General features: G+C 68.6%; 23 protein-coding genes and 2 pseudogenes. 16 read left to right on the top strand and 9 right to left on the bottom strand.

Translation table 11 applies throughout. The features are described from left to right. Window positions 1-95: 95 nt before the first annotated feature. Entirely contained in the window at window positions 96-356 is a 261-nt protein-coding gene (locus OG906_RS34110) for a hypothetical protein (RefSeq protein WP_329438807.1), read from the bottom strand. Window positions 357-1,049: 693 nt separating this feature from the next. Beyond that, window positions 1,050-1,502 (bottom strand): hypothetical protein, encoded by a 453-nt coding sequence (locus OG906_RS34105; protein ID WP_329438809.1) that lies wholly within the window; start codon window positions 1,500-1,502, stop codon window positions 1,050-1,052. 606 nt (window positions 1,503-2,108) lie between these two features. Here OG906_RS34105 and OG906_RS34100 point away from each other — a divergent pair. Beyond that, window positions 2,109-2,240 carry a hypothetical protein gene (locus OG906_RS34100; RefSeq protein ID WP_329447878.1) on the top strand — a complete coding sequence of 44 codons (132 nt, stop codon included), beginning with the start codon at window positions 2,109-2,111 and terminating at the stop codon, window positions 2,238-2,240. A gap of 447 nt (window positions 2,241-2,687) precedes the next feature. Next, window positions 2,688-3,643, top strand: a pseudogene (locus tag OG906_RS34095) (helicase associated domain-containing protein); the annotation flags it as partial. 36 nt (window positions 3,644-3,679) lie between these two features. Here the strand turns inward: OG906_RS34095 and OG906_RS34090 are convergent. Next, a complete protein-coding gene (locus OG906_RS34090; protein ID WP_329447877.1) occupies window positions 3,680-5,119 on the bottom strand; it encodes a hypothetical protein in 1,440 nt (479 codons plus the stop codon). 283 nt (window positions 5,120-5,402) lie between these two features. On the opposite strand from OG906_RS34090, the gene OG906_RS34085 reads away from it, so the two are divergent. Further along, the gene (locus OG906_RS34085) at window positions 5,403-5,492 is read left to right on the top strand and encodes a helicase (protein WP_329447876.1); all 90 of its coding nucleotides are present in this window, start codon (window positions 5,403-5,405) and stop codon (window positions 5,490-5,492) included. Window positions 5,493-5,528: 36 nt separating this feature from the next. Here the strand turns inward: OG906_RS34085 and OG906_RS34080 are convergent, their stop codons facing one another. After that, the gene (locus OG906_RS34080; protein ID WP_329447875.1) at window positions 5,529-5,771 is read right to left on the bottom strand and encodes a hypothetical protein; all 243 of its coding nucleotides are present in this window, start codon (window positions 5,769-5,771) and stop codon (window positions 5,529-5,531) included. Between the two features lie 233 nt (window positions 5,772-6,004). Between OG906_RS34080 and OG906_RS34075 the strand changes: the two genes are divergently transcribed. From OG906_RS34075 to OG906_RS34065, 3 genes are read left to right on the top strand one after another with little or no spacing between them, the layout of a single operon-like run. Then, window positions 6,005-7,360 carry a dsDNA nuclease domain-containing protein gene (locus OG906_RS34075; RefSeq protein WP_329447874.1) on the top strand — a complete coding sequence of 452 codons (1,356 nt, stop codon included), beginning with the start codon at window positions 6,005-6,007 and terminating at the stop codon, window positions 7,358-7,360. Beyond that, complete coding sequence (locus OG906_RS34070) at window positions 7,357-7,929, top strand: hypothetical protein (protein WP_329447873.1); 573 nt, start codon at window positions 7,357-7,359, stop codon at window positions 7,927-7,929. Before OG906_RS34075 ends, OG906_RS34070 begins: the two co-directional genes overlap by 4 nt. Continuing rightward, a complete protein-coding gene (locus OG906_RS34065) occupies window positions 7,929-9,866 on the top strand; it encodes a hypothetical protein (RefSeq protein ID WP_329447872.1) in 1,938 nt (645 codons plus the stop codon). Before OG906_RS34070 ends, OG906_RS34065 begins: the two co-directional genes overlap by 1 nt. Window positions 9,867-9,872: 6 nt before the next feature. On the opposite strand, the gene OG906_RS34060 is transcribed toward OG906_RS34065, so the two are convergent. After that, complete coding sequence (locus OG906_RS34060; protein ID WP_329447871.1) at window positions 9,873-12,575, bottom strand: dsDNA nuclease domain-containing protein; 2,703 nt, start codon at window positions 12,573-12,575, stop codon at window positions 9,873-9,875. A 544-nt stretch (window positions 12,576-13,119) separates the two neighbouring features. Here OG906_RS34060 and OG906_RS34055 point away from each other — a divergent pair. Then, window positions 13,120-13,956, top strand: a complete 837-nt coding sequence (locus OG906_RS34055; RefSeq protein WP_329447870.1) for a hypothetical protein — start codon at window positions 13,120-13,122, stop codon at window positions 13,954-13,956. Window positions 13,957-14,073: 117 nt separating this feature from the next. On the opposite strand, the gene OG906_RS34050 is transcribed toward OG906_RS34055, so the two are convergent. Further along, entirely contained in the window at window positions 14,074-15,405 is a 1,332-nt protein-coding gene (locus OG906_RS34050) for a hypothetical protein (RefSeq protein ID WP_329447869.1), read from the bottom strand. Window positions 15,406-15,604: 199 nt separating this feature from the next. Here OG906_RS34050 and OG906_RS43710 point away from each other — a divergent pair. The 6 genes and pseudogenes from OG906_RS43710 to OG906_RS34025 form a co-directional block, all read left to right on the top strand. Beyond that, window positions 15,605-15,673: pseudogene (locus tag OG906_RS43710) on the top strand (hypothetical protein); the annotation flags it as partial. Window positions 15,674-15,687: 14 nt separating this feature from the next. Then, entirely contained in the window at window positions 15,688-15,939 is a 252-nt protein-coding gene (locus tag OG906_RS34045) for a hypothetical protein (protein WP_329447868.1), read from the top strand. A 542-nt stretch (window positions 15,940-16,481) separates the two neighbouring features. After that, window positions 16,482-16,676 carry a hypothetical protein gene (locus OG906_RS34040; RefSeq protein ID WP_329447867.1) on the top strand — a complete coding sequence of 65 codons (195 nt, stop codon included), beginning with the start codon at window positions 16,482-16,484 and terminating at the stop codon, window positions 16,674-16,676. 200 nt (window positions 16,677-16,876) lie between these two features. Continuing rightward, a complete protein-coding gene (locus tag OG906_RS34035) occupies window positions 16,877-17,518 on the top strand; it encodes an HAD family hydrolase (protein ID WP_329447866.1) in 642 nt (213 codons plus the stop codon). A gap of 38 nt (window positions 17,519-17,556) precedes the next feature. Beyond that, window positions 17,557-18,726 (top strand): helix-turn-helix domain-containing protein, encoded by a 1,170-nt coding sequence (locus tag OG906_RS34030; protein ID WP_329447865.1) that lies wholly within the window; start codon window positions 17,557-17,559, stop codon window positions 18,724-18,726. Window positions 18,727-19,015: 289 nt separating this feature from the next. After that, entirely contained in the window at window positions 19,016-19,219 is a 204-nt protein-coding gene (locus OG906_RS34025; RefSeq protein WP_329447864.1) for a hypothetical protein, read from the top strand. A gap of 7 nt (window positions 19,220-19,226) precedes the next feature. On the opposite strand, the gene OG906_RS34020 is transcribed toward OG906_RS34025, so the two are convergent. Next, window positions 19,227-19,586, bottom strand: a complete 360-nt coding sequence (locus OG906_RS34020) for a hypothetical protein (RefSeq protein WP_329447863.1) — start codon at window positions 19,584-19,586, stop codon at window positions 19,227-19,229. A 186-nt stretch (window positions 19,587-19,772) separates the two neighbouring features. Between OG906_RS34020 and OG906_RS34015 the strand changes: the two genes are divergently transcribed. Both OG906_RS34015 and OG906_RS34010 read left to right on the top strand, forming a co-directional pair. After that, window positions 19,773-20,657, top strand: a complete 885-nt coding sequence (locus tag OG906_RS34015) for an SAM-dependent methyltransferase (protein WP_329447862.1) — start codon at window positions 19,773-19,775, stop codon at window positions 20,655-20,657. Between the two features lie 723 nt (window positions 20,658-21,380). Further along, on the top strand, window positions 21,381-21,698 hold the full coding sequence (locus tag OG906_RS34010) for a nucleoside triphosphate pyrophosphohydrolase (protein ID WP_329447861.1): 318 nt from the start codon (window positions 21,381-21,383) through the stop codon (window positions 21,696-21,698). 20 nt (window positions 21,699-21,718) lie between these two features. Here the strand turns inward: OG906_RS34010 and OG906_RS34005 are convergent, their stop codons facing one another. Continuing rightward, window positions 21,719-23,059, bottom strand: coding sequence for a methyltransferase domain-containing protein (locus OG906_RS34005; protein ID WP_329447860.1), 1,341 nt, complete (start codon window positions 23,057-23,059; stop codon window positions 21,719-21,721). 28 nt (window positions 23,060-23,087) lie between these two features. Then, entirely contained in the window at window positions 23,088-24,125 is a 1,038-nt protein-coding gene (locus OG906_RS34000) for a LysR family transcriptional regulator (protein WP_329447859.1), read from the bottom strand. A 236-nt stretch (window positions 24,126-24,361) separates the two neighbouring features. Here OG906_RS34000 and OG906_RS33995 point away from each other — a divergent pair, with 236 nt between their 5' ends. Next, window positions 24,362-24,907: a dCTP deaminase gene (locus OG906_RS33995; protein WP_329447858.1), complete on the top strand. Its 546-nt coding sequence runs from the start codon at window positions 24,362-24,364 to the stop codon at window positions 24,905-24,907. The last annotated feature ends 3 nt before the right edge of the window (window positions 24,908-24,910 follow it).

The following is a 24,910-nucleotide window of genomic DNA, read 5'->3' as shown; positions in this document are numbered from 1 at the left end:
CGTTCTACCGGCTTCCCCCCAAGTCTCCCCCCATGGTTCCCCCCTTGTCTCCCCCGATGTCTCCCCCCTTGCTTCCCCCCACGTGTACCGGGGCGTCAGCCGGCGCCGACGACCTGGAGTTCACCGATCGCCAGGCTGGTGGAGCTCGTCCGGGTGACGGTCAGGGTGCCGCTCTGGCCGGCGCCTTCCCACTGGATGTCCCAGGTATTGGTGGCGGTGACCGGGTAGCGGCCGCCGGGCGCCGTCGCGCTGGTGCGGGTGTAGGTGTGGCCGCACGTCGGGGACGACTGCTTGCCGAACGCCGGCTGATACGGCGTCCCCGGGCCGGCGCAGGGGACGGTGGTGCCGTCGCCCATCGACCACGCGATGGTGCGGACCCGGGCCGTGGCGGTGACCGTGACCGACCCGGCCGACGCGGAGGCCGACGTCGGACCGGTGCGGGACGGGCCCGGGCTTGGACCACATCCACACCGGCATCCCGACCAGGCCCGTGCCGTCCGGGCGGGGCACGATCCCGATGTCCGGGCCCTCCAGGAGCAGCTTCTCGACGGCTTGTTGTGCGAGGGCCTGGACGTCGACGCCGCCACCGGCCGGGCCGGTGGCGGACCAGCGCAGGCCCCCGCGGATCTCGTCACCGGCGCTGTTGGGGCAGGTCACCAGGTAGAGCGATCCGCCCGGATCCCCGGGCTTCCAACCAGGCGGGGCGCCGGTGTCGAAGCCGGGCGGGAGTCCGCCGGCCGGGCCAGTGGTCTCCTTCCAGTAGCAGGAGTCCGCCGGGCTGAAGACGCCCATCTCGGGGGTGGAGCAGGGCACGGGTGTGCCGTCGATCGCGCAGGAGGGCTTGCCCGGCCCGTCGCCGCCGGGCTTGCCCGGCCCCTGCCCAGGCTTGCCCGGCAGGGGCTTGCCCGGGTCCTGGGCTGTGATGTCGCAGTCCAACTCCCGAGGGGGACAGATGACCCCCCCGCCGTCCGCGAGAGCCGGCACGGCGGCGTGCGCGAGGAGCAGCCCGGCCGCCAGGGCGAGGGCGAGGGTGGTCGGGCGGGGGCGGGTCAGCACGTGCGGTCTCGCTCGATCGTGGACGTGTAGACCTGCCAGGGGCCCGTCTTGGTGCGTTGGGCGGTGGAGGTCACCACGTGGCGGCGCGGCCCGGAGGGGGCCGTCACGGGCTTTCCGGAGGTCTTGTCGACCTTGTCGTAGGCGGTGGAGTCCACGCAGTCCGTGATCGCCGCCCGCCAGGTGTCCTTACTCGTGTCAAGGGAGTCGACCTTCGAGGAGTGGACGGGTGCGCCCTTCATCACGGTGCCGCGCTGCTGGTACCAGAACAGGGTCGCCTTGATGTCGGCCAACGCCTTGTCCGTCGCGTGCTTCTCCAGCTCCGGATCCAACACCGCGTTCGCGTACGACCACGTCTCCGCCGCCGCCATCGCCCCGTACGCCGTCAGGACCGCCGTCTTCTCCGCCGCCTGAGGATCCGCCGCCGGTACCGCCGACGACGTCGCCACCGACGCCACCGCGGCCGGCTTCCCGTCCGACGACGCCCCGCCACAACCCGCCATCAGACAGAGCCCTCCCCAAGCCCCGCAACCCGTAACCCCCGTGCCCGTGCCCGCACCGCGCCTCCCACGTCCGTGATCATCACGTCACGCCAGCGCCACAAGCCCCCACAATCCCCCGACTTCCAGCCACACCCCGACCAGCCGACCGCCAACCCCGAACCCAGACCCATCCCCACAACCAAGTCCGGCCAGTCACCGACCCGAAACCCAGCTCTGACCAGGGAGAACGAGCACAAGCCCAGAAGTAGTCTCCCCCCATCTATCCCCCGAACTGTTCCGAGCCCAGAGCCAACCGCCCCAGCACACGACCCGAAGAACCGAACACCCCACGCCAGACCCATCCCCCCACATAAGAAAGTCTGGCTAGTCACCGGCCGCGATACCCGGCCTGACCAGGGACGACGCCGAGGGAGCGCCGGACCGGCCTCCCCCCATGTTTGACCCCATGTTTGACCCGATGTTTGACCCCATGTTTGACCCGATGTTCGACCCCATGTGTACCGCCGGCGGAGGCCCGCTACCGGCCCGGACCGGGACGGCGAGACTGGACAGATGAACGAACGCCGCCAACTCGGCTCAGGCCCCCGCCCCGCCACACCCCCGCCCTCCGTCGGAGTCGGCGAGCACCCGGAGCAGCCGTACGGCCGGCGCGCCCTCGGACCCGGCGCCACGACCGACCGGTGAGTCACCGTTTCAGTCACCGGTGACTGAAACGGTGAGTTCAGCAACCGGTGACCAGGCCGGTGAGTTCGCCCGCAGCGCCGGTGACTGGACCGGTGACTGGACCGGTGACTGGACCGGTGACTGGACCGGTGACTGGACCGGTGACTGGACCGGTGACTGGACCGGTGACTGGGCAAGCCAGGCTTGCCCAGCACCTGTTACCGAACCGGCTACCGGCGCGCCTGTCACCAGGTCTGACCAGGCAAAAGACCCCACAGGGGGCACTTGCGCGCCTAGGTAACCGGGTTGCACCGCAGGGTGCACGGACAGGGGGATACGGCGGGGAACCCACAGGTGCAACGAAGGTGTGGTCATTGGCGGGCCGGGCGCCACAGGAGTTGCATTGCCGACCCTGGATCTGCTCCCAGGACAGAGCGGCCACATTCGGCACGGGCACGTCCCGACAACGGGGAGGATCAGGAGCAGGAGCAGGACAGCACCGACGCCACCGCAGAGTCGGCTGCCCTGCTCCACTGCTCCAGTCCACGCGACGCCGCCACCATCGCGGCGTTTCTGCGGACCCGGGTCTACCGGCCGGAGTCGCTGGTGTGGCTGGAGGGTTACCAGGCACTGCTGCGCTGGCGAGCCGAGAACGAGATCACCAGCGTCTACGCCGTGCCCTACGACGTCGAGGTCGGGGTCGGGGTCACGAAGGACTTCCCCCTCGGGCGGTGGGTGCACCAGCAACGGAAGGCGCTGCGGGCGGGTGAGTTGGAGGAGCGGCGCAAGACGCTGCTGGACGCACCGGAGGCCGGGATGGTCTGTGAGCCGGGCGAGGAGGCGTGGGAGAGACCAAGCTCTCCGCGCTCCGGTCCTACCGGCGGGCCACGGGGCGGCACAGCTGACCGCGATCGACAAAGACTGGGACTGCCCCTGGCCCCTGGACTGGCAGCGCCACTACCGCGTGCTCGCCGACCTGGTCGACGCCGACAGCGTCCTGCCCCACATCGCGCCGGGCGTCGTCTTCGACGGCGACGACGTCGGCAAGTGGCTCCAGCAGCAGAGGCAGCCGGGCATCTGGGCGCGGCTGTTGCCCGAGCAGCAGGAGCGGCTGACCACGCTGGGCGTACAACCCGACCAGAAGCTGTCTCTCACCCCCGCGGCCGGTCGTACTGCGAAGGCGCCGAGCAAAGCGCAGCAGGCGTTCCAGCGCGGCCTGGCGGCCCTCACGCAGTGGGCCGAGCGGGAAGGAGCCCACCGGCCGGTGCCCCGCGCGCACGGCGAGGAGATCTCGGTCGAAGGCGAGGCGGAGCCGGTTACCGTGAAGCTCGGCGTATGGGTCTCCAACACCAAGAGCCGGCGCGACAAGCTCACCGCCGACCAACTCGCCCGCCCTCGCGAAACTCGGCGTGGACTGGGTGTAGGCGAGAGGGTGGGCTCCGGATGCGGAGCCCGCCCCTTCACTTTTTCTTCGGGCGCCGTACGACGCGCCGGGGGGTAGCCAGCCGAACGATCTTGGTGTCGCTGGCCAGCTTGTCCGGGGTCCCGGTGAAGGCGCGCACCGCCTCGAACAGTTCCCGGTCCGAGCGAGCGGTCAGCTTGGGCTCGATGATGTCGAGCAGTTCCTTCCACCGTGCCCGAGGCTTGGCGGACCAGAGCTTCGCGGAGATCGGCGCCTCGGTGAAGCTGCGCAGCACGCGGCCGGCCTGGCTGCTCGTAAGCTTCCCAAACAGCTTGTCGTAGCTGGGTGCAGCTGCGTTGGACACGCCCCAGTCGTTTCCGAGGAAGACCTCGACCAGCGTGAGGACGTACTTGCCTTCCACCGCTTCCGGCACGTTGCCGTACTGCCCAACGAGCACGGCAAGGGATCGAGCGGGTGCCGGTTCCGTGTGGAAGTTGTTGTAGCCGTGGTGAGCAGCCAGCAGGTCGTCCAGTACCCCGTCGATTTCTGCAGCCCGCTCGTTCTCCGGCAGGTAGGCCCCGCCGTCGACGAGGTTGAGGAGCTCCTTGGCCGCCCGAGCCTGCGTCATGTCGGCACTGGCGCTGAATCGGCCGTACTGGACGCCGAAGCGCTGCCGCGCCTCTTCGCTGATCTCCGGCCACAGCTCCGGCCACAACATGAGGACGTTGTTGGCGACGACCGGTGTGCGGCTGGTGTTGGTGTAGAGGCCGAACAGGCCGGCGCCGAGCGCGTCGGCACGGTCTGCGGGAAGGTCTTCGAAGAACGCCGTGGTGTTCTTGACCTCGCTCGGGTCGAGCTGGTCCTTCTTGATGTTGGCCAGCAGCTTGCCCGTCTCGGCCGTGATGGTGTCGTACGGCAGGGTGATCACCTGCCGTACGCACGTCTCCAGCCAGGCAGCGAGCTGCATGCCGGTGAGTTCCACCTGGTTGGGGTGGGCGGCACTGGCGTAGTTCCGCATGTAGCGGATGTGGTCAACCTGAGCGTGGCCGGTGGCGGAGAGCAGTCCGATCTCGCGGGCGGCACGCAGCAGGTCGATGTCGTCGACCTTGACCAGGTCGTCCTCCGTCGACAGGTGCTTCCGTCGGTCATGTGACGGGACGGCGATGTCGAAGAAGTAGGCCAGGTCGTATCCGGCTACGCGCCGACGAAGCTCGCCAACTGTCTCGTTCCACAGGTAGTTGAGCGCCGCGTCGAAGAGTCCGGCGGCCGCCGCAGTGATCATCTTGCTCACGTATACCGACCGCCCGCGGTCTTCCATGGGCAGTCGACGCAGAGCACCGCCGAAGCTCGCGAGTGCCTGCTCGCGTTCCGGCAGTTCCACCAGCACTCCGTCAGTCGGGAGCCCGGCCTCGGCAAGCTGATCGAGGAGCATCTCCTCGAAACGTTCAAGGTCGTCCGCAGCAGGCGGCTGCGCGTCTCGGCGCGCTATCTCATTCACCGCTCGAATGTATCCAGCGGGACGGGTCTACGGCGCTGTGTTTTTCGGTCCGCCCGCAGGGCCAGCAACTCAGATTCCTCCGCTCCGGCCGTAGACCTGAGGCATCCCTCACGGCACCGCCAGCCCCCGCATAGCACTGAAGCGGCCCTTCTCCCGCTGCGCCCCACAGACCGGCGAACTCGTCCAAGACACGGCGCTGCTGTTCCTCGCGGGCGGTCTGCTGCGCGAGCACGTTGCGGTCGATGTACGGGTCGACGGCAGCGAGGGCCGACGCTCCGCAGGCGTGTGTAGCTCCAACACCAAGACCCGGCGCGACAAACTCACCCAAGAGCAACTGGACGCGCTGCGGGAGCTGAGGGTGGACTCGGCGTAATCGCCGAGGATTCGGGTGCGTTAGCCGGCTTGGGCGTTAGCCTGCTTGGGGTTTGCGGCTTTGCACCAGGTGGGGGTCATCAAAGATGATCACTTCCCACCACTCCCGAACGACCGTGGGGTCATCGCCTTGCGGTTTCGCGACTCGCCGGATCTGGATGCCGGTGCCAGGGAGCTCGGATCCCTCCATGAAACGGGCTACGACGCTCGAGTCCTCGGTGAGGATGTACTTCGTCTCACGGGGGTTGGCGGTGTAGCCACCCGTCGAGTCGTCCGACACATCGCCTCCTTGCTGGGTCAGCGTGATCGTCTCAGCCTCTCTCGTTTGCACGCGAGCCCAGGCCAGAGCTTCGCCTTGCGTGGCGTATCGAGGGTCACGCTGAGGGGCGGATCTGCCTGGGGTGACCGGTCTTTGTGATTGTTCGGTTACGTACGGCGTATGACCTGTGGTAGATCTGTGGATCTTCGGATCGTCCGGCCGGAGCATGGCTGACTCAAGGGTCGGTAGCGGGGGTGGGCGTGGTCGATGTGTTGGCGGACTCGGTGGGTGATCCCGAGCGCTTCGTTCACCCGATTTTTCAGCTTCGCCCTGGCGAGGACAGCGGATCCGACACCCTTGGTTTGTATCGGTATCAGGCCGAGGTAGCAGCCCAGGCTTGTCTGGCCATGCTCACCCAGGACGTCATCGACTACGTCGTGTGCGAGTGGCATGAGGACTTCGTCATCGCCTTCACGAACGGCGAGGTGGAGCTGGTCTCGGTCAAGCACAGCAGCCGTACACGGTGGACCCTCGCGGACCTCTGCAAGGACGGCGGGATAGCCCACCTGTTTGACCGGTGGTCCGCCTGCGGGCGCGCCGGCAACGTGCGGCTTCGCCTCACAACGAACGCACCTCTCAGTCCCGCGAAAGACAACGCTTCGGCTCTTGCCCGTATGTGCGGCCCAGACCCGGAACTCACGACCGGCAGGGACGCCATGGCCAAGAGCCTGTCGCAGCACCTGCTGAAGGTTCGCTGGAAGCAGCCCTACGACAGCATCCCCGAGGTCCTGCCTGAACTGCGCAAGGTCAGCGACATCGCTGCCCCCCAGGATTTCATCGACCACGTGGCTGCCTTCATGACAGCGCTGGAGATCCAGTACAAGGATGTGCCGTCCCATCGGCACATCACGGACATCAACATCCGCCAGTTGCTTGAGCCGGCCATCGAAGACCTCCAGCTCGATCACGTCGACGTGAACGCCAGCTACAAACGAATCATCGAACGGGTGGAGCAGGCCAACCGAAGCGAGGGCGAGCGAGGGCAGCTGGCTGCCTACGTGGCCGATTCAAGCCGGGTGCGTTACGACACCCAGATTCTCCGCCGCGTCGCGAGCCGTACGCTCCACCGCCAGACAATCTTGGACGAATTCGTCTATCGGCAAGCAGCAGTGCCGACCTACGGCCGTGGCCAGTCGCCCATGATTGCCCCCGGGGGCTCGGCACTCCGCAAGAAGCTGGCTCGTGGACAGGTGCCGTCCGACGAGGCAGCTCACGCCGAGGAACTCCGCTCTGCTTGGTATGTGACATGGTCACAGCGCCGCTCCGGGCTGGCAGGAGACGCCATGGATCTGGAGAACCTGCGCCTGGAAGTCGTGGATGCCGTCTTCGACTGCCGGGCGCACGCGCAGAACGAGGCCCTTGACGGGGCGGCCTACGGGCAGCGGATGAACCAGCTCATCAGGCAACGTCTCACCCCTGAAACCGTAGACGCGTCCTTACCGTTCAAGATCAATAAGCTGCACCTTCGTGGCCTGGCATATCAGCTCTGCGACGAGTGCCACTTCTACTTCTCTGCTCCCTTCGACGTCTCCGCCGAGGAAGCGTCGTGACGAACGCCGTCGAGCGACTGGCCGCAGCCGCAGAGATCCGGCGTCAGGCCCAAGGTGATGAGCGCAGGGAAGCGCGCTACCACGAGGCCCGCATTCTCCTGCTGATCGCCCGGTTCACCACGGCAAAGAGATCCCTGGACGGCCTGACGAAGCTGGCCAAACTCGACTTCCTCCTGCGCTACCCAACGATGCTGGAGCGTCTACTCGTCGAGCAGGGAGAAGGCTGGCCCACTGGAGCGGAGCCCACGTCCTCCGAGCGGCTGGCCGTGGAGAGCCGGATGACCCGGTACAAGTACGGGCCGTGGGACCAGCGGTACTACAGCGTCCTCGGCTCCCTGGCCGGCCGTGGACTCATCACGTACAGCGGGTCGCATCGTGCGGAGTTCCGCGTGACCGGGGACGGAGCCGTGGCCGCGTCGATGCTGACACAGACCGACGAGTGGGCCGTCGTGGCCCAGCGGATCGCCCTGTTGAAGAGGCACTTCGACAAGTCGGGATCGGCACTGAAGACCCTCATCTACGATCGCCTGCCCGACGCGGTGGACAGGCCCTTGCGGACGGAAATCTGATGGCCACCCACCTGCGATTCCTCGCCCTGACGGTCACCACCGCCACCGCGGAGACGACGTATCGCTTCGATCAGCCGGCCACCGTCATCAGCGGCCCCAGCGGGGCGGGCAAGTCCAGCCTTCTCATGCTGCTCAAGCATGCGGTCGGAGGCACCGCCGTCCTGACGCCGGCGGTACGTGATCACGTGCATTCGGTGCTGGCGTCCGTCGTGGTCGGCGAGCAGCACATGATCCTGAAGCGGACGATCAGCGGCGACCGCTCCGACCGCGTCGACATCCTCGATCCCGAGACGATGGCGCTGCAGCACACTTTCGGCACCCGGGCGGAAGAGGGACAGCGAAGCCTGTCGGATGTTCTGCTGGATGCTCTGGGCTTCCCTCGCGAGAGGATTCCCACCACTCGCCTCGGCAAGGCCACGACCCTCAATCTGACTTTCGCCCATCTGTTTCGCTACGTCTATCTGGAAGCCCGCGACCTGGATCGCCAAGTGGTGGGCCACCTCGACAACCACTTCAAAAAGCAGCGCAAGGTGCTCTTCGAGCTCATGTTCGGCCTCATCACCTCAGCCGTAATGGAACTGGAGAGGCAGGTGAACCAGCTCACCACGGACCTGCGGAAGGCGGAAGCCGAGGAAGAGAACGTCGGCAGCTTCCTGCGGGCAACCGACCCCAGGACGGATGACGAACTGCGCACCGAGCTGGCCAGCCTGCGCGACATGCTGCACAACGCAGAGACCACCCTGCGCGCTCTGCGAACCGACGTCTCGGAGTCCAGCGCCGCGGACGTCATCCTGCGCGGCGACCTGCGAGCAGCCGTCCAGACGGCCACGGCTGCCACACAGGAGGTCCTAGCCGCCCGGGAACTGGTAGAAGCACGTGAGTCGGTTGTCGCTCAGGTCGAACTCGACCTGCAGCGCCTGGAACGCTCCGCTACCGCGATCGACCAGCTCGCCCCCTTCCACTTCGTGGTCTGCCCGCGCTGTGCGCAACGCCTCGATGCTCGGACCGTCGCGGAAGACCACTGCGGCGTTTGCCTCCAAGCCGACCCAGCCGAGGAGGACACGGACCCGGCCGCGGTCCAGGAGGCGCGCAACGCTCTGGACCAGCAGCTCCAGGATGCGCGTGAGTTGATGCGAGCGGACACGGAAGTCCTGCGCAGAGCCCGGGAGCGGTCCTCCGAAGCGGAAGTCCTCGCTACCAACCTGCGCCGACAGCTCGATGCCCAGACACGCGACGTTGTCGCCCCGCGGTTCGACGCCATCTCTGGCGCCAGTGCCCGCGTCGCCGCCCTCAACGCCGGGATCGACGCCGTCCTCCACCTACGCGACTCGTGGGCGCGCGTACGAGCCATCGCTCAGGGCGCCAAGGCCATCACCGCGCGCCGCAAAGCCGCCAACGCTGAGCTCAAGACACGCAAAGCGGAAAACGACGCCCGACGATCCCTTGTCACCGAGCTCAGCCGTCTCTTCAGCGCCACCCTCATGGAGCTGAACCTTCCCTGGGAGCAGTCGGCCTTGGTCGACCCGGCAACCTATCTGCCAGTGGTAGACAACACGCCCTTCGAAAGCCTCCAGGCATCCGGTGGGGCTCTCCAGGCCGGCGTCAACATCGCCTACCACCTCGCACTCCTAGAGTGCGGACTCACCCACCCCGACATCCTCGTCCCGTCGATCCTGCTCATCGACTCCCCCCGCAGAGCGCTCGGCAGCAACCGCGACGACCAGGAACGAGGCCGACGGATCTACGGCCGATTCAAAGCCCTGACCGACGCCTACGGCCCGCGGCTCCAGCTCATCATCGCCGACAACGACACCGCGCCCCTGCCGGACGACGCCTTCAGCACCATCGAACTCGACTACACCCATCCCATGGTCCCCGACGTCGCCCACCCCGGCCCCGAGCACACGACACGAACCGAGCACGGGTACGAGGCGTAGCCGTTCCTACGTTGATTCTGCGACGTCGGCTGAACCCGGCGAAGGGAGTGAGACTGCCGCGCGGATCCTGTGATCGACTCGCAAATCGTCAGCCAGGGAGGAGAAGTGGCGTGCGCAGTCGGGATGCTCGCGCAGTGCTCCTGCGACCGATCCGGCGGCATCCCCTGTCAGAGTGCGCAGCCAGGGCCTGATCTTGTCCTGCGGCATCCACTGGTTCCACATTGCGTCCCAGGTGAACGCGCCATTGCAGCTTTCCTCCAGCAGGTGCAGGTGAGCAGTCTTGGCTGCGTGGCGTGCGACGGTGAACAGCCACAGGATGACGGCGTCGACTTCACCGCGTTCCGTTGACCGGTGCGTGCCCAGGAGCTCGGGCATCGCCCGGACAATCTCGACTGCCCGTGGAGGGTCGGCCATCAACGCCGCTATGAGCGACTCGGGTTCGATAGTCAGGAGCACGTCGCAGTAGAGGGCAGCATCGTCAGGGTGGGCAGCGGCGAGGACCACCAGTTGCTCTGCCGAGTTCGCTGCTCCCGCGTGCAGGGCATCGCGCAGCATCTCGGCCTGTACTACGGGCGGCACGGGGGGCACGGGGGGCGTGTCGATCTCCTGGGCAACGAGGTCGAGGAACGCCCGCACCGTTGCCGGCCGTCTGCCAGGGTCCATGCGGGTCGCCTCACGGACGACCGCGCGCCATGGCCCGGAGTCCGGGGTGAGAGAGACGTTCTGCTGCGGGTTTCTGCCCGTGACCACCCAGCCGATCAGCTGCCCCAGACTGTAAATGTCAGCGGGTGGCCCAGCGGTGTGGGCGTTGCTGCTCAGCTCGGGAGCTGCGAATCCTTCCGAGCCCATGCCCACCCCAACCCTCGTGCGCTGTGGGTGCGTGGTCTGGCCTGGCGGGCGCCGGGCAATGCCCCAGTCGGCCAGAACCCATCGACCATCAAGCCGAAGTACATTGGACGGCTTGATGTCACGGTGCACCCACCCGTGGGCGGACCCAGGCGCTTGAATACCATGTGCAGCTGCCAGTGCCGAGCACAGATCCTGAACCAGGTCCCGGAGTGCGGCCGGATCATTGAGGTCGTCGAGGCAATCCGTTGCGACAGCCTGCGCTTTGGGCATGACGAACCACTTGCCGTCGGGCCCAAAGTCCCATACCGGCATCGCATTCGGATGGCCGCTCAGAAGGCGGCCCACCTCAATCTCACGAGTCATCCGGGCTCTCTTGTCGAGGTGCGGGTGCTGGCCGCGTAGCTTCTTGAGGACGACGGGTATGCCGGTCGGCTTGTGGGTCGCGTAGAAGACGTCAGCCATGCCGTCCTCTTGGCGGTGGAAGGGGAACTTTTCGCAGTCGTAGTCCTTGCGCAGACCGCGCGCCTCGTAGGGGGCTGTGCCGCTCCGCATTTGACTGATCTGCACTGTGTCGACTCCTCGATGCTGTGAGGAGCCGGTCAACAGCATGGGGTCAGGTAGTTGCAGGCGCTGTCGGATGTCGGCAATGGCGCTGGGCCCGATGCGCTTCCCCAGCATCCCCGCAGGAAGGTCCTGCACTTTCGATGGGTCAGTCCACCGAGGATCCAGGCGACCTTGCATCGCCTGCCTGACACGGTGCACGAGCTCGGCATAGAGACCGTCGATTTCCGCACCGGTCAAAGATGATCCCAACTCATGAAGGAACGCGACGTTACGTGACTCGATGTCTTCGCTTCTGGGCAGTTCCTGGATACGGATCAATCCCAGGAAGACAGACACCTCCTCGACGTCACCTTTCAGATGGGCTGTCACCCGCTCCATGCAGTGCTCATTGCCCGCCCCTTCTCCGCGCGCAAGAGCAGTAACGAGAGCATCGGCAGGATCAAGAAGTCCCTCAAAGGCAGCCGTTAGCCTGTAGGAGAGCCCCTGGTCTTTCAACGTCCCATACGTACGCCACAGGCTTTGCAGCGCCCTCTTTGCGAGCACGTCTCTGAATGCCCAGGGCGTGGTCGCTTTCCGCATCTTGATCTGTTGGAACTCCCAGAACAGACCGCCTTTGGCCTGCTCCTCCCCGCGGGCGATGACGGCATCCTCAATGTGCTCGCATGTCACATGCCGTACTGCTTCATCAGCGAGCATCTCCAGGACGGCTTGTGCAACCACATGAGTCTGGTACTCGTAGCCCCGCAGTGTGGCCGAACCCAAATCGTTCGGAGTAACAGTCTCAATCGGCTCAGCCATGTACCCCCCAGTCCACTCTGCCCAAGCACGCAGCGTAAGCGGTACAGAACCTGCCAGTCGATCACTTCGACGGAACTGGGGAGCGGCCATCCCAGCGAGCCTTTGGCGGTCAGCTGCGAGACAGCGGCCTTCGGCACCGTGTACGGCTGGGCATCCCTGAGCACCAGCTGGTACATCACCGAGCCAGCCGGTCAGCTGCTGCCGGAGGGTGTCCTTCTCCGCGGCGACGTACAGGGCGTGCTCCTGGCCCGCTGTGCGGTCGAGGCGGAACCAGTCGGGCATCTCCCGAACGAAGGCGTCCGCGTCCGGCCAGGCCGGCGGGACATGGACTTCGCGGATGGTGTCGATCAGGTCGGGGAAGCAGCCTTCCCGCCGGGCCTGGGCCAGCCGCGAGGACAGCGGCCGGTACATCGGCGGCGTGTGCGGCAGCACGCCCTCGGCCGCGAGCCGGTACATCACCTGTCGCAGCGTGACCTCGAGCGGCGCGTACCTGTCCACGATCTCCCGAGCGCGGTCCATGACGACGGGCCACCGGATCCGTTCACGAGCCATACCGGTACATGTACCCTTCCGCGCGGCCGCCGGCCCCCTGGAGACCGATAGACCTCTCCCCTCGGCTATCGCGAGGTAAGAGGTGTCGTTTTCCGAAGGAGGCTTGCCCATGGGCTCTGACTTGCACAGATGGAAGATCACCGGATTCGGTGGGTCCCACCTCCGGTCACACCTGCGGTCCCCCGCCTAGTGCACCCCTGCAGCCACCTGTGCACGCAACCTCCGGTGCAACCCCGATGCGGCCCGTGCGGTCTACGGGCTGGCCGGACTGGGCAAGCCCCCGGCACCATCCGATGGAGGTCGGCCGTGCGGCGCTCTTGGCTGGTCGGTCTCTTGCGCCTGGGCGTCGGACTGCCCGACCGTTTGGGAATCTGTTGTGCAGCTCGGGGGGAGTACGGGTTTGGGGAACAACCGGGTGCGGCTCAGCGGTGGTGCGGCGTGGCAGACGGATTTCCGTCGCCGGACCACGGGCCGGGCTCCCAGGACCGCGATGGAGATCGCTACGGTCCGCCGCACGCTGAACCACACGCTGACCGAGCTGGGGCGGGCCATCGACCGGTACGCGGTCGCGGTCGCCGCCGACCTGTACGCCCTCGCCTGGCAGCAGGCGGCCGGAGCGCCCCCCAGCGAGACCCGCGAGCAGCGGGCACAGTTGAAGGACCTCAAGGAAGTCCTGGGCTCCCGCCGGTGGCAGGACGAGGAGCGCCGCCAAGCAGCCGCAGCTCCCCTGAAGTCCGTTCCGTCACAGCCCAAGCCGGCAGTCGCGGCCGCGCCCCGGGTGCGGCCGCGCGCCGCCCGGGCCGGCGAATCCGTCGCCCGGTCGCCACGCCGAAATCCCTCGTTGCCTGCGGCGCCCCGGCGTTCCCCCGTACCACCCCGGCCGCCCGTCCCGGTATCGGCGCCGCCACCGATTCCGGCCGCAGACCGGTCGCCGGTCGTGAGAGTCCGGCCGCCGCGCAGGGAAGAGCCGGCGCTCTTGGAGACCGGTCAGCTGTGGGAGATTGCGACCGAGTTGCGGCCGCTGCTGGAGCAGACCGCGCGGGCCGGCTCCACCATCACCTGGCCCCAGATCCACAAGCGCCTGCCGAGCCTGCCCCGTCTACATGCCGACGACCGGTGCGTGCTCCTGTGGCTGGTCGACGAAGACGGCCGGAAGGGAGAACCGCTCCTGCCCGCGCTCGTCACGGTGGGAGACCGCCAGATGCACCCCCGGTTCCCGGCTGTCGCCGAACAGCTCGGCTGGATGGCCCCGGCCGGCGCCCGTCCGCACACCGCATGGAGCTACGAGGTCCTCAAGGCCCACCAGCACTGGCGCCACCGACGCTGACCTGGTCGGGCCCCGGGCGCTGGGCAAGCCCTCTGAGGGGCGGGCTTGCCCAGGGTCCCCTGGGGCTTGCCCGGACTTCAGGTGGGCCAGGGCCGGGGCGCGGCCGGCCACTCGTGGCTAGCTCTCGGAGGGCTTGGCGGAGGGCGGCAGGGCCATGTCGAGGAGCGCGTCGATGGTCTCCTCGCCCAGCTTGCTGTCGAGGTGGAGGGATCGGCGGATCATCTTTCCGACGGTTTCCGGGTCCACGTTCAGCCGTGTGTGTGCGTCCAGGCAGATCTCGCTCAGGAGGTTGGCGGTGTGGTCCGGCTTGCGTTGGACGTACCAGTCGAAGATCTGGACCACGTCGCGGCGGAGGGTGCCGAGCCAGATTCCGCTCCTCCCCTTCTGGACGCCTCGGGCCAGATGGGAGATCACGGCCTCGATCAGTGTCGTGCGCAGCGCCGACATGGGGACGAGGCTTTCGGTTCCGACCGTGAGGGAGACGGCGGGCCACCAGGCGAGGGTCTTGGCCGCTTCCTCGGTCTGCTTCCCGTCCACGTGGATGACTTTGGTGAGGCGGTTGTGGTCGGCGACGAGTCCCTGGGGCTGCGGGGTGCCGAATGAGGTGGGGGCGGAGAGGAGTACGCCGGGGCCCTGGGCGCGGTGATGCTGTTCCGCCCAGTCCCGGGCCACGGGCTGCGACCACAGAGGTCCGCCTGCGCCGTGGGCCTGCGGTTCGGGCAGCTTGTGGTTCCCGTATTGCGGGTCCGGGAGGTCGTCCTCGGGGATGTTCGCGATCTTCGCCAGCCCGGCGCGGCCCACCAGGCTGTCCGGCTCCAGTTCGGAGGCCTGCAGGTCGACGACGCACTCGTCCAGCGGCCGGGCGTCCGGCAGGTGCCGGCGGCGCTCGGCCCACAGCGCCAGATGGTCACGCCAGTTGGGCAGGGCTGTCTTGTGCGCGGTGAACCCGGCGATGGTGGCGACCGTCGCCTTGCCCGGGTCGGCGGTGTGGACCAAGAGGTCCGCGGCCGTGACGGTGAGCGCGTCCTGGACGGGGCGGGCGTCGTAGCGTTCGTAGGCGCCGTCAAAGACCACGCCGGGCCGGTGCCAGGCGGTGCCGTCCCACCAGTAGCCGCCGTGCCGGTAGAGGAAGCCGGTGTGGCCGTACATCCACTCGTGGTGGAGGCTGCTCCAGCTGCTGTCGGTGACCAGCAGGACGGTGCGGCCGTGTTCGGGGTGGTAGTGGACGGCCCACGCGTACGCGCGGTTCTTCAGCTCGGTGGTGAAGGCCACCCATCCGTCTCCCGGTAACGGGTCGGTGCGGCCCCACAGTCCCTCGCCCTGGTCCCGGCCGGTGCGCTCGATCGCGTCCGGGTTGTCGAGCGGCAGCCGTTCGTCGTTGATGAACGGCAGGCCCGGCACGGGATGATCGGTACGAAGTCCGTTGGCCACCGGACGGAAGTCACCCAAGATCTTCTCTCCCTTGCGACTTGAGAACCCCACGCGACACGGGGGGTGAGTCCCCCCATCCCTGCGGCAGCACCGGCTCCGTTAAACCGCTGGGGGCCGGTCCGTCCGACCGGGGAGACCTGCCTCTGGTTCGCGCACATGCGGGTGAAGCCGAGGCCGCCGGCGAACCGCCGGGCTCCGTCGTGCTGTCGCAGGGGTCATGAAGTCAATCGACGAGAAGCACATCGCGGAGCCCGGCCTGGTCGTGCTCGACGATGCCGCTCTCCAAGGGAAGACCATGTCGTGTGCCAAGCATCGCACCCGGGCGTCCCCATGGGCGACGGTTGTCCGCGCACCTCCACGGTTCTGCGGGTGCTCGCCGTCGCGTACGAGCGCTCCTCGGCCGCCGTCAACGCCCCGTACGCCGTCAGGACCGCCATCTTCTCGGCCGACCGTGGATCCACCGCCGGCACCACCGACGACGACGCCACCGAAGGCACCACCGCACCCGGCCGCCATCAGACAGAGCCCCACCCCAAACCCCGCAACCCCTAACCCCCGCTCACGCCCCGCGCCTCCCACGTCCGTGATCATCACGACACGCCACCGCCACAAGCCCCCACGAACCCCCGACTTCCAGCCCCGCCCCACCAACCGACCCGGCAACACCGACCCCAGCCCCATCCCCACCATTAAGTCCGGCCAGTCACCGACCCGAAACCCAGGCCTGAACAGGGAAAACGAGCAGAAGCCCAGAAGTTGTCTTCCCCCCATCTCTCCCCCCAACTGTCCCCCCATCTATCCCCCGAACTCTCCCCCCAACTTTCCCCCCAACTGTTCCGAGCCCAGGGCCAACCGCCCCAGCACACGACCCGACCGAACACCCCACGCCGGACCCACCCCCCACACATAAGAAAGTCTGGCTGGTCATCGGCCGCGATACCCGGCCTGACCAGGGACGACGCCGAGGGAGCGCCGGACCCGCCTCCCCCCATGCTTGACCCGATGTTCGAACCCATGTCTCCCCCATGTGTACCGCCGGCGGGGGCCCGCCACCGGCCCGGAACGGGACGGGACGGGACGGCGAGACTGGACAGATGAACGAACGCCGCCAACTCGGCTCGGGCCCCCGCCCCGCCACACCGCTGGCACCACCGACCGCGGCACGCCGAGCCCGCCTCGCCACCGAGGCCACCCCGACACCCCCACCCACCGAGGCCGCCGCCAGCGAGCGCCCCGAGCAGCAGTCCGGCCGGCGCACCCTCGGACCCGGCACCACCACCGACCGGTGAGTCACCGTTTCAGTCACCGGTGACTGAAACGGTGACTTCAGCAACCGGTGACCAGGCCGGTGAGTCCACCCCCGCAGGACCGGTGACCAGGCCGGTGACTGGGCAAGCCAGGCTTGCCCAGCACCTGTTACCCAGGCAGTTACCCCTTCGGGCGGGAGGGATCCCTGTTGTCAAGTGAGGGGCACCGTAGGGTGACGGGCATGATTCGGACTGTCGTTCTGGACATCGGCGAGACCTTGACCCGAGACGATCGCTACTGGGCGGCCTGGGCCGACTGGCTCGGCAGCCCACGGCACACCCTGTCCGCCCTTGTCGGCGCCGTCGTCGTCGACGGCCGGGACAACGCGGACGCGCTCCGGTTGCTCCGCCCGGGCCTTGATGTCACGGCCGAGTATGCCGCTCGGGAGGCCGCCGGCCGCGGGGAGCAGCTCGACGAGAGCGACCTGTACGAGGATGTTCGCCCGGCGCTGGCCGCGGTGCGGGCTGCCGGGGTGCGGGTCGTCGTCGCGGGCAATCAGTCGCCGAAGGCAGGCCGGCTGTTGCGGTCGCTCGATCTACCTGCGGATGTGGTGGCGGTGTCGGGCGATTGGGGTGTGTCGAAGCCGGCGGCTGCGTTCTTCGAGCGGGTGTTGGAGGTGTCTGGCGCGCCGGCGACCGAGACGCTGTACGTCGGCGACCACCCGGCCAACGACATCCATCCGGCTCGCGCCGCGGGGCTGCGCACGGCGCACCTTCGCCGCGGCCCGTGGGGGCACTGGTGGGCGGAAGATTCGGAGGTACGCGCGGCTGCCGATTGGTCGATCGATTCGCTGCACGACCTCGTCGGTATCGTCAACGCGTAGTGTCAGAGGGCCATTTGCCCGGGCGGTACGGTTGTCGTATGGCCGACCACCCGGGGTACCGCATCGCGGCACGGCGCCAGTCCCGCCGCATGACGCAGCGGGATCTCGCTGTCGCCGCACACCTGTCCCTCGGCATGATTCGGCATATCGAGCAGGGCACCCGCGCGCCGGGCCCGTCCGCGTTGGAGTCGATCGCGGCCGTCCTCGGCGTGGACCCGGCCCGCCTCGACGCAGGCTTCGCGGGCACCGCGCACCGAGTGCATGCCATGCTGCCGTCGATCTCCGCTGTCATCGCGGGCTACGGCATCCGCCTCGCCCCGCCGGCCCGGCGCCGGGAAGAGCTGCGGCGCGAGGTCGGGACCGCGGTGGCGCAGCGGCTGGCCGCCCAGTACGGGCTCATTGCGGGGACCGCGCCCGCCCTGCTCCGCGACACGCTCGCGCTGCTGCACTACTCGGCTGGTGAGCAGCGCGAGGACGCTGCCCGGCTCGTGGTGGCAGCGGCCCGCTGCGCGGATGCGGTTGCCTACAAGTACGGGGCGCATGATCTGTCGGCGCGCCTGATCGACGTCATGCGTTGGGCCGCGGTGGAGGCGGATGACGCGGTTCTTTGGGCGTCGGTGGCGTACACGAGCGCGGAGACGTATCTTGCGGCGCATGCCTACCGGGTCGGGCTGGCGGCGCTGGAGCAGGCGTTGGAGGCGTCTGCGGCGCCGGTGACGTCCGCTGCGGCCGCGGCGCGCGGCGCTTTGTTCATGCGGACCGCGGTCATGGCCGCCCGGGCCGGTGCCGCCGAGGCGGCGTACGCGCATCTGGAGCGGGCCCGGGTGCTCGCGAGCGGCCTCGCCGAGGGCATCTACCTGGGGACCGCGTTCGGCCCGTCGAGTGTCCGGATCCACGAGGTGGCCGTCGCGGTCAGTCTCGGCCAGGACCACGTCGGCCGGGCCCTGGATGTCGCCCGCGCCTGGAAGCCGGGCAACGAGGTTCCGGCCGAGCGGCGGTCCGGGTTCTACGTGGAGGTGGGCCGCGCGCAGCTGTGGGCCGGCCGGCCAGACGCCGCGTTCGAGTCGCTGAAGGTGGCCAGGCGGCTGGCGCCGCAGCACGTCCGCGAGCACCCGTGGGCCCGCGAGGACGTCGAGAAGATCCGCCGGATCAAACGCGCCGACACCGAATCCCTGTCCTCGTTCGCCGAGTGGATCGGCGCCGTCTGAGTCAACCCCCGCCGGTACCACAAACAGTGGTACTTGCATCCCTTCCCGCCGGTCATCCTCTCTCTGTGCCCGCACCAAACGAGCAGATGGGACGGCCCGTGAGTATCCACCCTGTCGTATCCGCCGGCGATGTCCGCATCGCCCGTCTCCCCGGCCACGCCTGCCGGGACTGCGGAGCCGTCAACGCCGACCTGGCCCCGGCCGGGGAAGTGACCGTCCGAGGCTTCGCCCGGAGGTCGCCGGTCGTCAAGTGCGGCCCGGGCTGTGCCACGGCCGCCGGGGAACCGGCGTGACGGGGCGGTGCGACCGTGCGCCGCTCCCGGCGTCGGTGTCGTCGCTGACCCACGACCAGTACCTCGGCCGGGCCTGCGTGTCCTGCGGCCGCCAGCTCACCACCGGCGCCGTGCCGCGCGGCATCGTCCCGGGCCGGCTGGGTGTCCACTCCCTCGACACCGAGGTGTGGTCCTGCCCGGCCCCTGAGGCAATGCGATAACCGCTCCCTACTCGCGCCCACCCATCACGTGACCGGCCTGCGGGACGACGACGCCCGGCGGCGGCAGTCGCGAAACCATTGTGGAGGCATGTCCGTCAAGTTGATCGTTCACCCGCCCGACCGGCAGGGATGGCGCCGGGTCCGCTACGACGGCGTCGCCATCGGAGTCGCTCACCGCCCCGCCGACATCAGAATCTTCCTTGCCGCCGCCGGCACGGCAGGCCGGCGGATCTGCATCGACACCGAGCCCGCGCGGATCCAACTTAGCTTGCGCGGTCTGGCCCGCACCGGCCCCCGGGTCACCTTCCTGGTCGACGAGTTCGTTCTGCGGCGGCCCTACGGCGGTGCGAGCGTCATGGCCGGACAACCCACCCCACCTCCAACATCTCGTCGACTTACGGCCCGGGGTACTACGTCACCCTCGGAACGACCTCCCGCCGTCCGGCTGCGGCCCCACCTCCTGTCTGCCAGCCTCCCCAGGTCACGGCCGCAGCCCGCTCGAACATTCGGAGCTTCCAGGACAACGCACACCCAACCCGAGAGGAGCACGGCCGTGAACCTGGTCCAGGAAGGCCTCGCACTGGGCATTCCCGCCCCGGGCCCGGACGCCCACCAGCGGCCCAGCGCAGCACGCATCTACCGAATGTGGTTCGGCATGGAGGGCGCCGGTTCCGTCGACCAGGATCTCGCCCGCAAGATCCTCAACGCCTTCCCGCGAGGGCCCGCAGCCGCCAAGATCAACCGCAGCCATCATCTGCTGATCACAGAAGCCCTGGCCTCGCGCGGAATCTCGCAGTTCCTGGATCTCGGTTGCGGCTACGCCTTGCCCCGACCCGCAGGCGGAGGTGACCTCCGGTTTGGGCAGAACACCCACGACGTCGCGCAGCAGCACTGGCGCTCCGCCGCGGTGGTCTACGCGGACATCAACCACGACGTAGTCGCCTGCCAGCGCAGTCTCCTTGACTCGGCCCCGACGGCTTCTCGCCCCATCGCGGTAATCGCCGACGTCACGGACACGGCCCGTCTGCTGGCCCGGCTGGAAGCCGACGGACAGTTGACGCGGGAGCGGCCCGTTGCCGTCCTCCTTCACGATGTTCTCCCGTGGATCCCCGACGACGCCCGAGTGCAGGACGCTGTGGCCTACCTCCGGGCCTGGCTGCCTCCAGGCAGCGCCCTGTCGATCACCCACGCGACGCCCGACTTCAGCCCGACCTGGGTCAAGCGGGTCCAGGACGTGTACGACGAGGAGGGCATCGCGTTCCGGCCCCGGGGCCGGCAGTCGATCAGCGACCTCTTCGGCGACTGGGGCGACCTCTACGGCGGCCCGGTTCGCATGGTCCCGACCGCCCGGCACCAGACGCGCCACCAGTTCTCGGCCGTGCCCGACTACGTCTCGGCTGCGTACGCCGGCGTCGCAGTGAAGCACCCGACCTCGTAGACAGAGACCGCGTACTCCATGCTGCCCCTGACCACCTCAGACTGGGACCCGCTCGCAGACGTCGTCCACCGCTGCAACGACCACGAGAAGCGGGCCCGAACCGCGACGACCGACGGCTCGTCCCTGCTCCACCTGGCTGCCGACCTCCAGCCTGACATCCAACTCGTCGGCATGTGGGAAGAGAACCAGCTCGTCGGAGCACTCGCCCCGGTAGAAGGAGCCGACGCCTCAGGGTGGACCGAGGGCGAACGTGCAGAGCAGAGCTGGTTGGCGAGACTGGCCTTCACCGATCCCGATCTCAACCGACTCGGCCGGCTGGCCACGCTGTGGCTAGGTGACTGTGCCGCTCGGCAGAACACCCCCACCGCTGTGGATCCGCTGTGCCGTCCCAGACCAAGAGGTCGCCTGGTACCTGGAACGCCAGTGTGGGTGGGCTCTCGTGCGGGCGGCACGCGACAGGGCCGGCTACCGGAGCTTCCTGCGGCAGAGGGCCCCAGAACGGATCGAGCACTTCGACCTGCTCGTCACGACGGGGGCCGAACCTGCCATTGAATCAGTCCGGAGAAGGACGCTCCTCACGAGCACTCACGCGTGTCGGTAGGACTGACCACTTCGGGTGGGATTCCTGTTTCTGATGGCGCCCGATGAGGCGCCAACTCTACGCTCGAACAACACGGGGCCGGTCGCGTGACCGGCCAAGGACGAACTGGTGCAGGAGAGTACGTGCTCACCACGGGCAAGCTGGTACGGGACCGGATCCCTCAGATCATCCGCGCGGACGGAGCCGAGCCGGAGGTCTACGTGGCCGATCCGACGGAGTACCGAGAGCGGCTCCGCGCGAAGCTGGCCGAGGAGGTGGCGGAGTACATGGAGGCGGACGAGACCGACGCCCCCGAGGAGCTCGCGGACGTCCTCGAAGTCGCCTTCGCCCTCGCGGCGGACCTCGGCGTCGACCCTGCCCAGCTGGAGAAGATCCGGGCGTCCAAGGCCGAGCAGCGGGGCGGTTTCTCGGAGCGCATCGTCTGGACCGGCAACCGCTGACCTGCGGTGCCGCCACACCTTTACGGCTCGGGCTTGACCAGCACGATGTGGCTCACTCCGGGCAGGGGCAGCCCGGCCTCCCCCACCGCGGGGGTGAGGCCGGCGTGCCGGGCGAGCGCGGTGGTCTCGGCCGCGCTGATGCCGCGCTGGAAGGTCCCCTTCCCCTCGCTCGACCAGTAGCCGTCATGATGGGCCGTCCAGCTGCCGCCGGCAGCAGCCTTCGTGATCTCCTCGGGGGAGCGGGTGACGACCACGACGCGCCCGCCAGGGCGGACGAACTCGGCCGCGTCCTGCAGCGCGCGGATCCGCGCTCCCGGGTCGGGCAGCACGTTGAGGACGAACATCTGGGTCACGAGGTCGTATCCCTCCCGCTCGGGGCGGGGCCAGCCGAACCCCTCGTGCGGGTCGTACCCGTCGGCATCCAGCCCAGCGGCCCGGTAGTGGGCGACATCGGCACCGCGGCCGCACCCGTGATCGAGGACCGTACGGATGCCGAGCGGGCCCGTCAGGTGCCCGGTGACCGCACGGGCCGCCGGTGAGGCCGCCTGGCGGCTCATCGCGGTCTTGTGCGGCTGGTACGAGCGTGCGCCCGCGGTCGCCGGCTGCTTGCCCGTCAGGTCGCTGATCGCGAACAGGACGTCGTCCGGCTCCGCGACCTCAGGGGTGATCGGCAGGTTGAGCAGGATTGCGGAGTGGTCGGTGAATGCCTCAGGCCCCGTTCGGACTTCATGTCGGGCCGCGACCGGGACCTCGACGGCCAGGTGGTCGCTCAGCAGGGCGAGGTCACACCGGAAGCGGCTGAGTTTGCCGGTGAGGAGCCGCTCGAACGTGAACTCCGCTTCCTCGTCCGTGCCGGTGGTGTCGACGAGCCACGCGGCCTGGAGCAGGTGTTGCAGCGCCTTGCGCTCGGTGTCCGCGGTGAAGCCGCTGACCTCCCCGCCGTACAGGCCGTCCTGCGGCCGCGGCGCGAGGTTGAAGTCCCCGCAGACCAGCAGCGGACGCCCGCCCTCGGCGGCGGCCAGCGCCGCCAGGTCGCCGAGCTGGGTGGTGCGTGCCGCACTGGTGTAGGCATCGAGGTGAACCTGCAGGATGGTGAGCCAGCCCAGCTCCACCCGCTGCGCCCAACTGGTCGGCGCGGATACGGCCGGGGTGGCGACGTCCTCGCGGACCCAGGTGGCGAGGTGGCCGTCCCCGCCCGCGAAGACGTACCCGGGCAGAAGTGGCGGGCGCCGGTCGGCGGGCTTGTACGGCTCCTGCGCGACGATGACCGCGACATCGTGCCTGCGGAGCCAGGCGGCGAACCGTGCCCGTGCGCTGTCCGCGCCGAGCCGCTTGTTGAGGTTGATCGAGGCCAGCAGCATCAGGAGTGCCCTTCGGCGGACGGGATGGTCACACCGGGATCGGCCGGCCGGAGGCGGCTTCCTCGCGGAAGGCCTCCCACAGCACGTTCAAGGGGTGTGAGGTGTCGTAGGTGTCCCGCTCGCCCTTGCGGGCGAAGACGCCCGAGACGAGTTGGAGCATGGGGTCGAAGTCGTCGGCGAACTCGACCAGGCGGAACCCCTCGCCGCCGGGCAGCCGGCCCGCGACGGCGGCTTCGCCTATGGAGCGGGCGCAGAGCATGCAGCCGCGGGTCATCTCGGAGCGCAGCAGGGCCAGCCCGTAGTAGATGTCGTCGATCTCCGCGACGACCTGGAGGTGGGTGCGGAAGTCCGTTCCGTACCAGCGCTCGATGAAGTCGGCGATCACCCCGCGGGAGGGGATGACCAGCGGCAGGTTCCGCAGCCGCTCGACGCCGACCTGCCGGGCGGGCAGCTCGCGGACGGACAGGTTTGTCAGGAGAGCGAGGCCTTCGCGGTGCCACTCCAGGAAGTCGTACTCGGGGGCGAGCGGGGCGTCCCCGACCGGCGCGGCCAGGCCCCCGCACAAGAGGTCCACCTGGTTGGAGTCCAGGCGCTGGCGGAAGTCGCGGGTACGCACGTGGACGACCTTGAGCTCCACCTCCCGCGCCGTCAGCTCGGGTTCTACCCGTTCCCAGACACGGGCCAGAAAGGGCAGTGTGAACTCTGTGGTGCCCACGGTCAGGGTGGAGCCGAGCCGGCGGCGGGAGTTGGCGATGCCCTGAAGCCAGTCCGAGAACGTCGATCGGATGCGGTCGACAAGTTCCAGCCCGGTGGGGGTGAACAGCAGATCGCGGCCGCGGCCCTGCTTGACCACCACCAGCTCACCGGTCAGCGCCTGGAAGTTCCGGTTGAGGATGTCGAGCTGCTTTTGCACGCTCGACTGCTCCCGGCCCAGCAGCCGGGCCGCCGCGAGGGCGGTGCCCTCCTCGTGGACGACGACGAGCGTGCGCATCTGGTCCCACGTCAGGTCCAGCAAATCCGGGGAACAGGCGAGCAGATCGCCCCGGAACCCTTCGGGACCAGGCACTTTGAGCGGGCCGGACGGTAACGGCGGCATGTTCCTCCCCTCCCCTGGGCACTACCCCACCAGCTTGCACTGTCCGAGCGGCCAGGAGTAGTGGACTTCTCCGCATTTCACGCCAGGAAAACCTTGAAATGTTCGGGTGGACATGGAGACATGGCGAGCTATCCACGGGAACATTTCCTCAGTCGCCTTCGGATCTGGCGGCGGCCACCACACTGCCTGAATTCCGGGGGTGAGTCATGCTCTCAGCTGCGTCCATCAAGGACCACATCAACAGCGGCGCCGTGACGTGGGACGGGGAACTGCGCGGGGACAGCCTGCTCTTGAGGCTCGGCGGTCCGATCCAACCCATCGTCGTGCCGGACGCCGTCGTCGACCTGGCCGACCAGGCCAGTATCGACACGCTGTACGGCCCGCAGATCACCGACTGGACGACGTACGACCTGGCGCCGGGGCAAATGATTCTGGCGCCGGCCTCCGAGCCGGTCTCCCTGGGCCCGGACGTCATGGGGATGATCGGCGGTCTGAGCCATCTGGCCCGAGTCGGCCTGGCCATCCACGTCACCAGCCCGTTCGTCCTGCCGGGCTGGGCCGGCCATCTGACCCTGGAGCTCGTCAACCACAGCCCGGCCACCCTGCGCCTGCATCACGGCATGCCGCTGGCCCGCCTCGTACTCCAACTCCGCGGCGGCGGCACCGCCGCGACCGCCCACCCGTTCTACGGCCATCCCGCAGACCTGCGAAGCCGCTACGCCGACGAACTCGTCGACCCGAACACAAGGTGACTG

It is taken from the genome of Streptomyces sp. NBC_01426, from assembly GCF_036231985.1.
Lineage (GTDB): Bacteria > Actinomycetota > Actinomycetes > Streptomycetales > Streptomycetaceae > Streptomyces.
The sequence above is the reverse complement of the archived record's forward strand: the minus strand, read 5'-3'. Positions and strand labels throughout refer to the sequence as shown.

Excerpts from the sequence above, each read along its gene's own strand:
- OG906_RS33995 (WP_329447858.1), top strand. The coding sequence starts at position 24,362 with ATGCTCTCAGCTGCGTCCATCAAGGACCACATCAACAGCGGCGCCGTG.
- OG906_RS34040 (WP_329447867.1), top strand. The coding sequence starts at position 16,482 with ATGAACGAACGCCGCCAACTCGGCTCGGGCCCCCGCCCCGCCACACCG.
- OG906_RS34110 (WP_329438807.1), bottom strand. The coding sequence starts at position 356 with ATGGGCGACGGCACCACCGTCCCCTGCGCCGGCCCGGGGACGCCGTAT.
- OG906_RS34005 (WP_329447860.1), bottom strand. The coding sequence starts at position 23,059 with ATGCTGCTGGCCTCGATCAACCTCAACAAGCGGCTCGGCGCGGACAGC.
- OG906_RS34100 (WP_329447878.1), top strand. The coding sequence starts at position 2,109 with ATGAACGAACGCCGCCAACTCGGCTCAGGCCCCCGCCCCGCCACACCC.
- OG906_RS34030 (WP_329447865.1), top strand. The coding sequence starts at position 17,557 with ATGGCCGACCACCCGGGGTACCGCATCGCGGCACGGCGCCAGTCCCGC.
- OG906_RS34035 (WP_329447866.1), top strand. The coding sequence starts at position 16,877 with ATGATTCGGACTGTCGTTCTGGACATCGGCGAGACCTTGACCCGAGAC.
- OG906_RS34055 (WP_329447870.1), top strand. The coding sequence starts at position 13,120 with ATGGAGATCGCTACGGTCCGCCGCACGCTGAACCACACGCTGACCGAG.
- OG906_RS34065 (WP_329447872.1), top strand. The coding sequence starts at position 7,929 with ATGGCCACCCACCTGCGATTCCTCGCCCTGACGGTCACCACCGCCACC.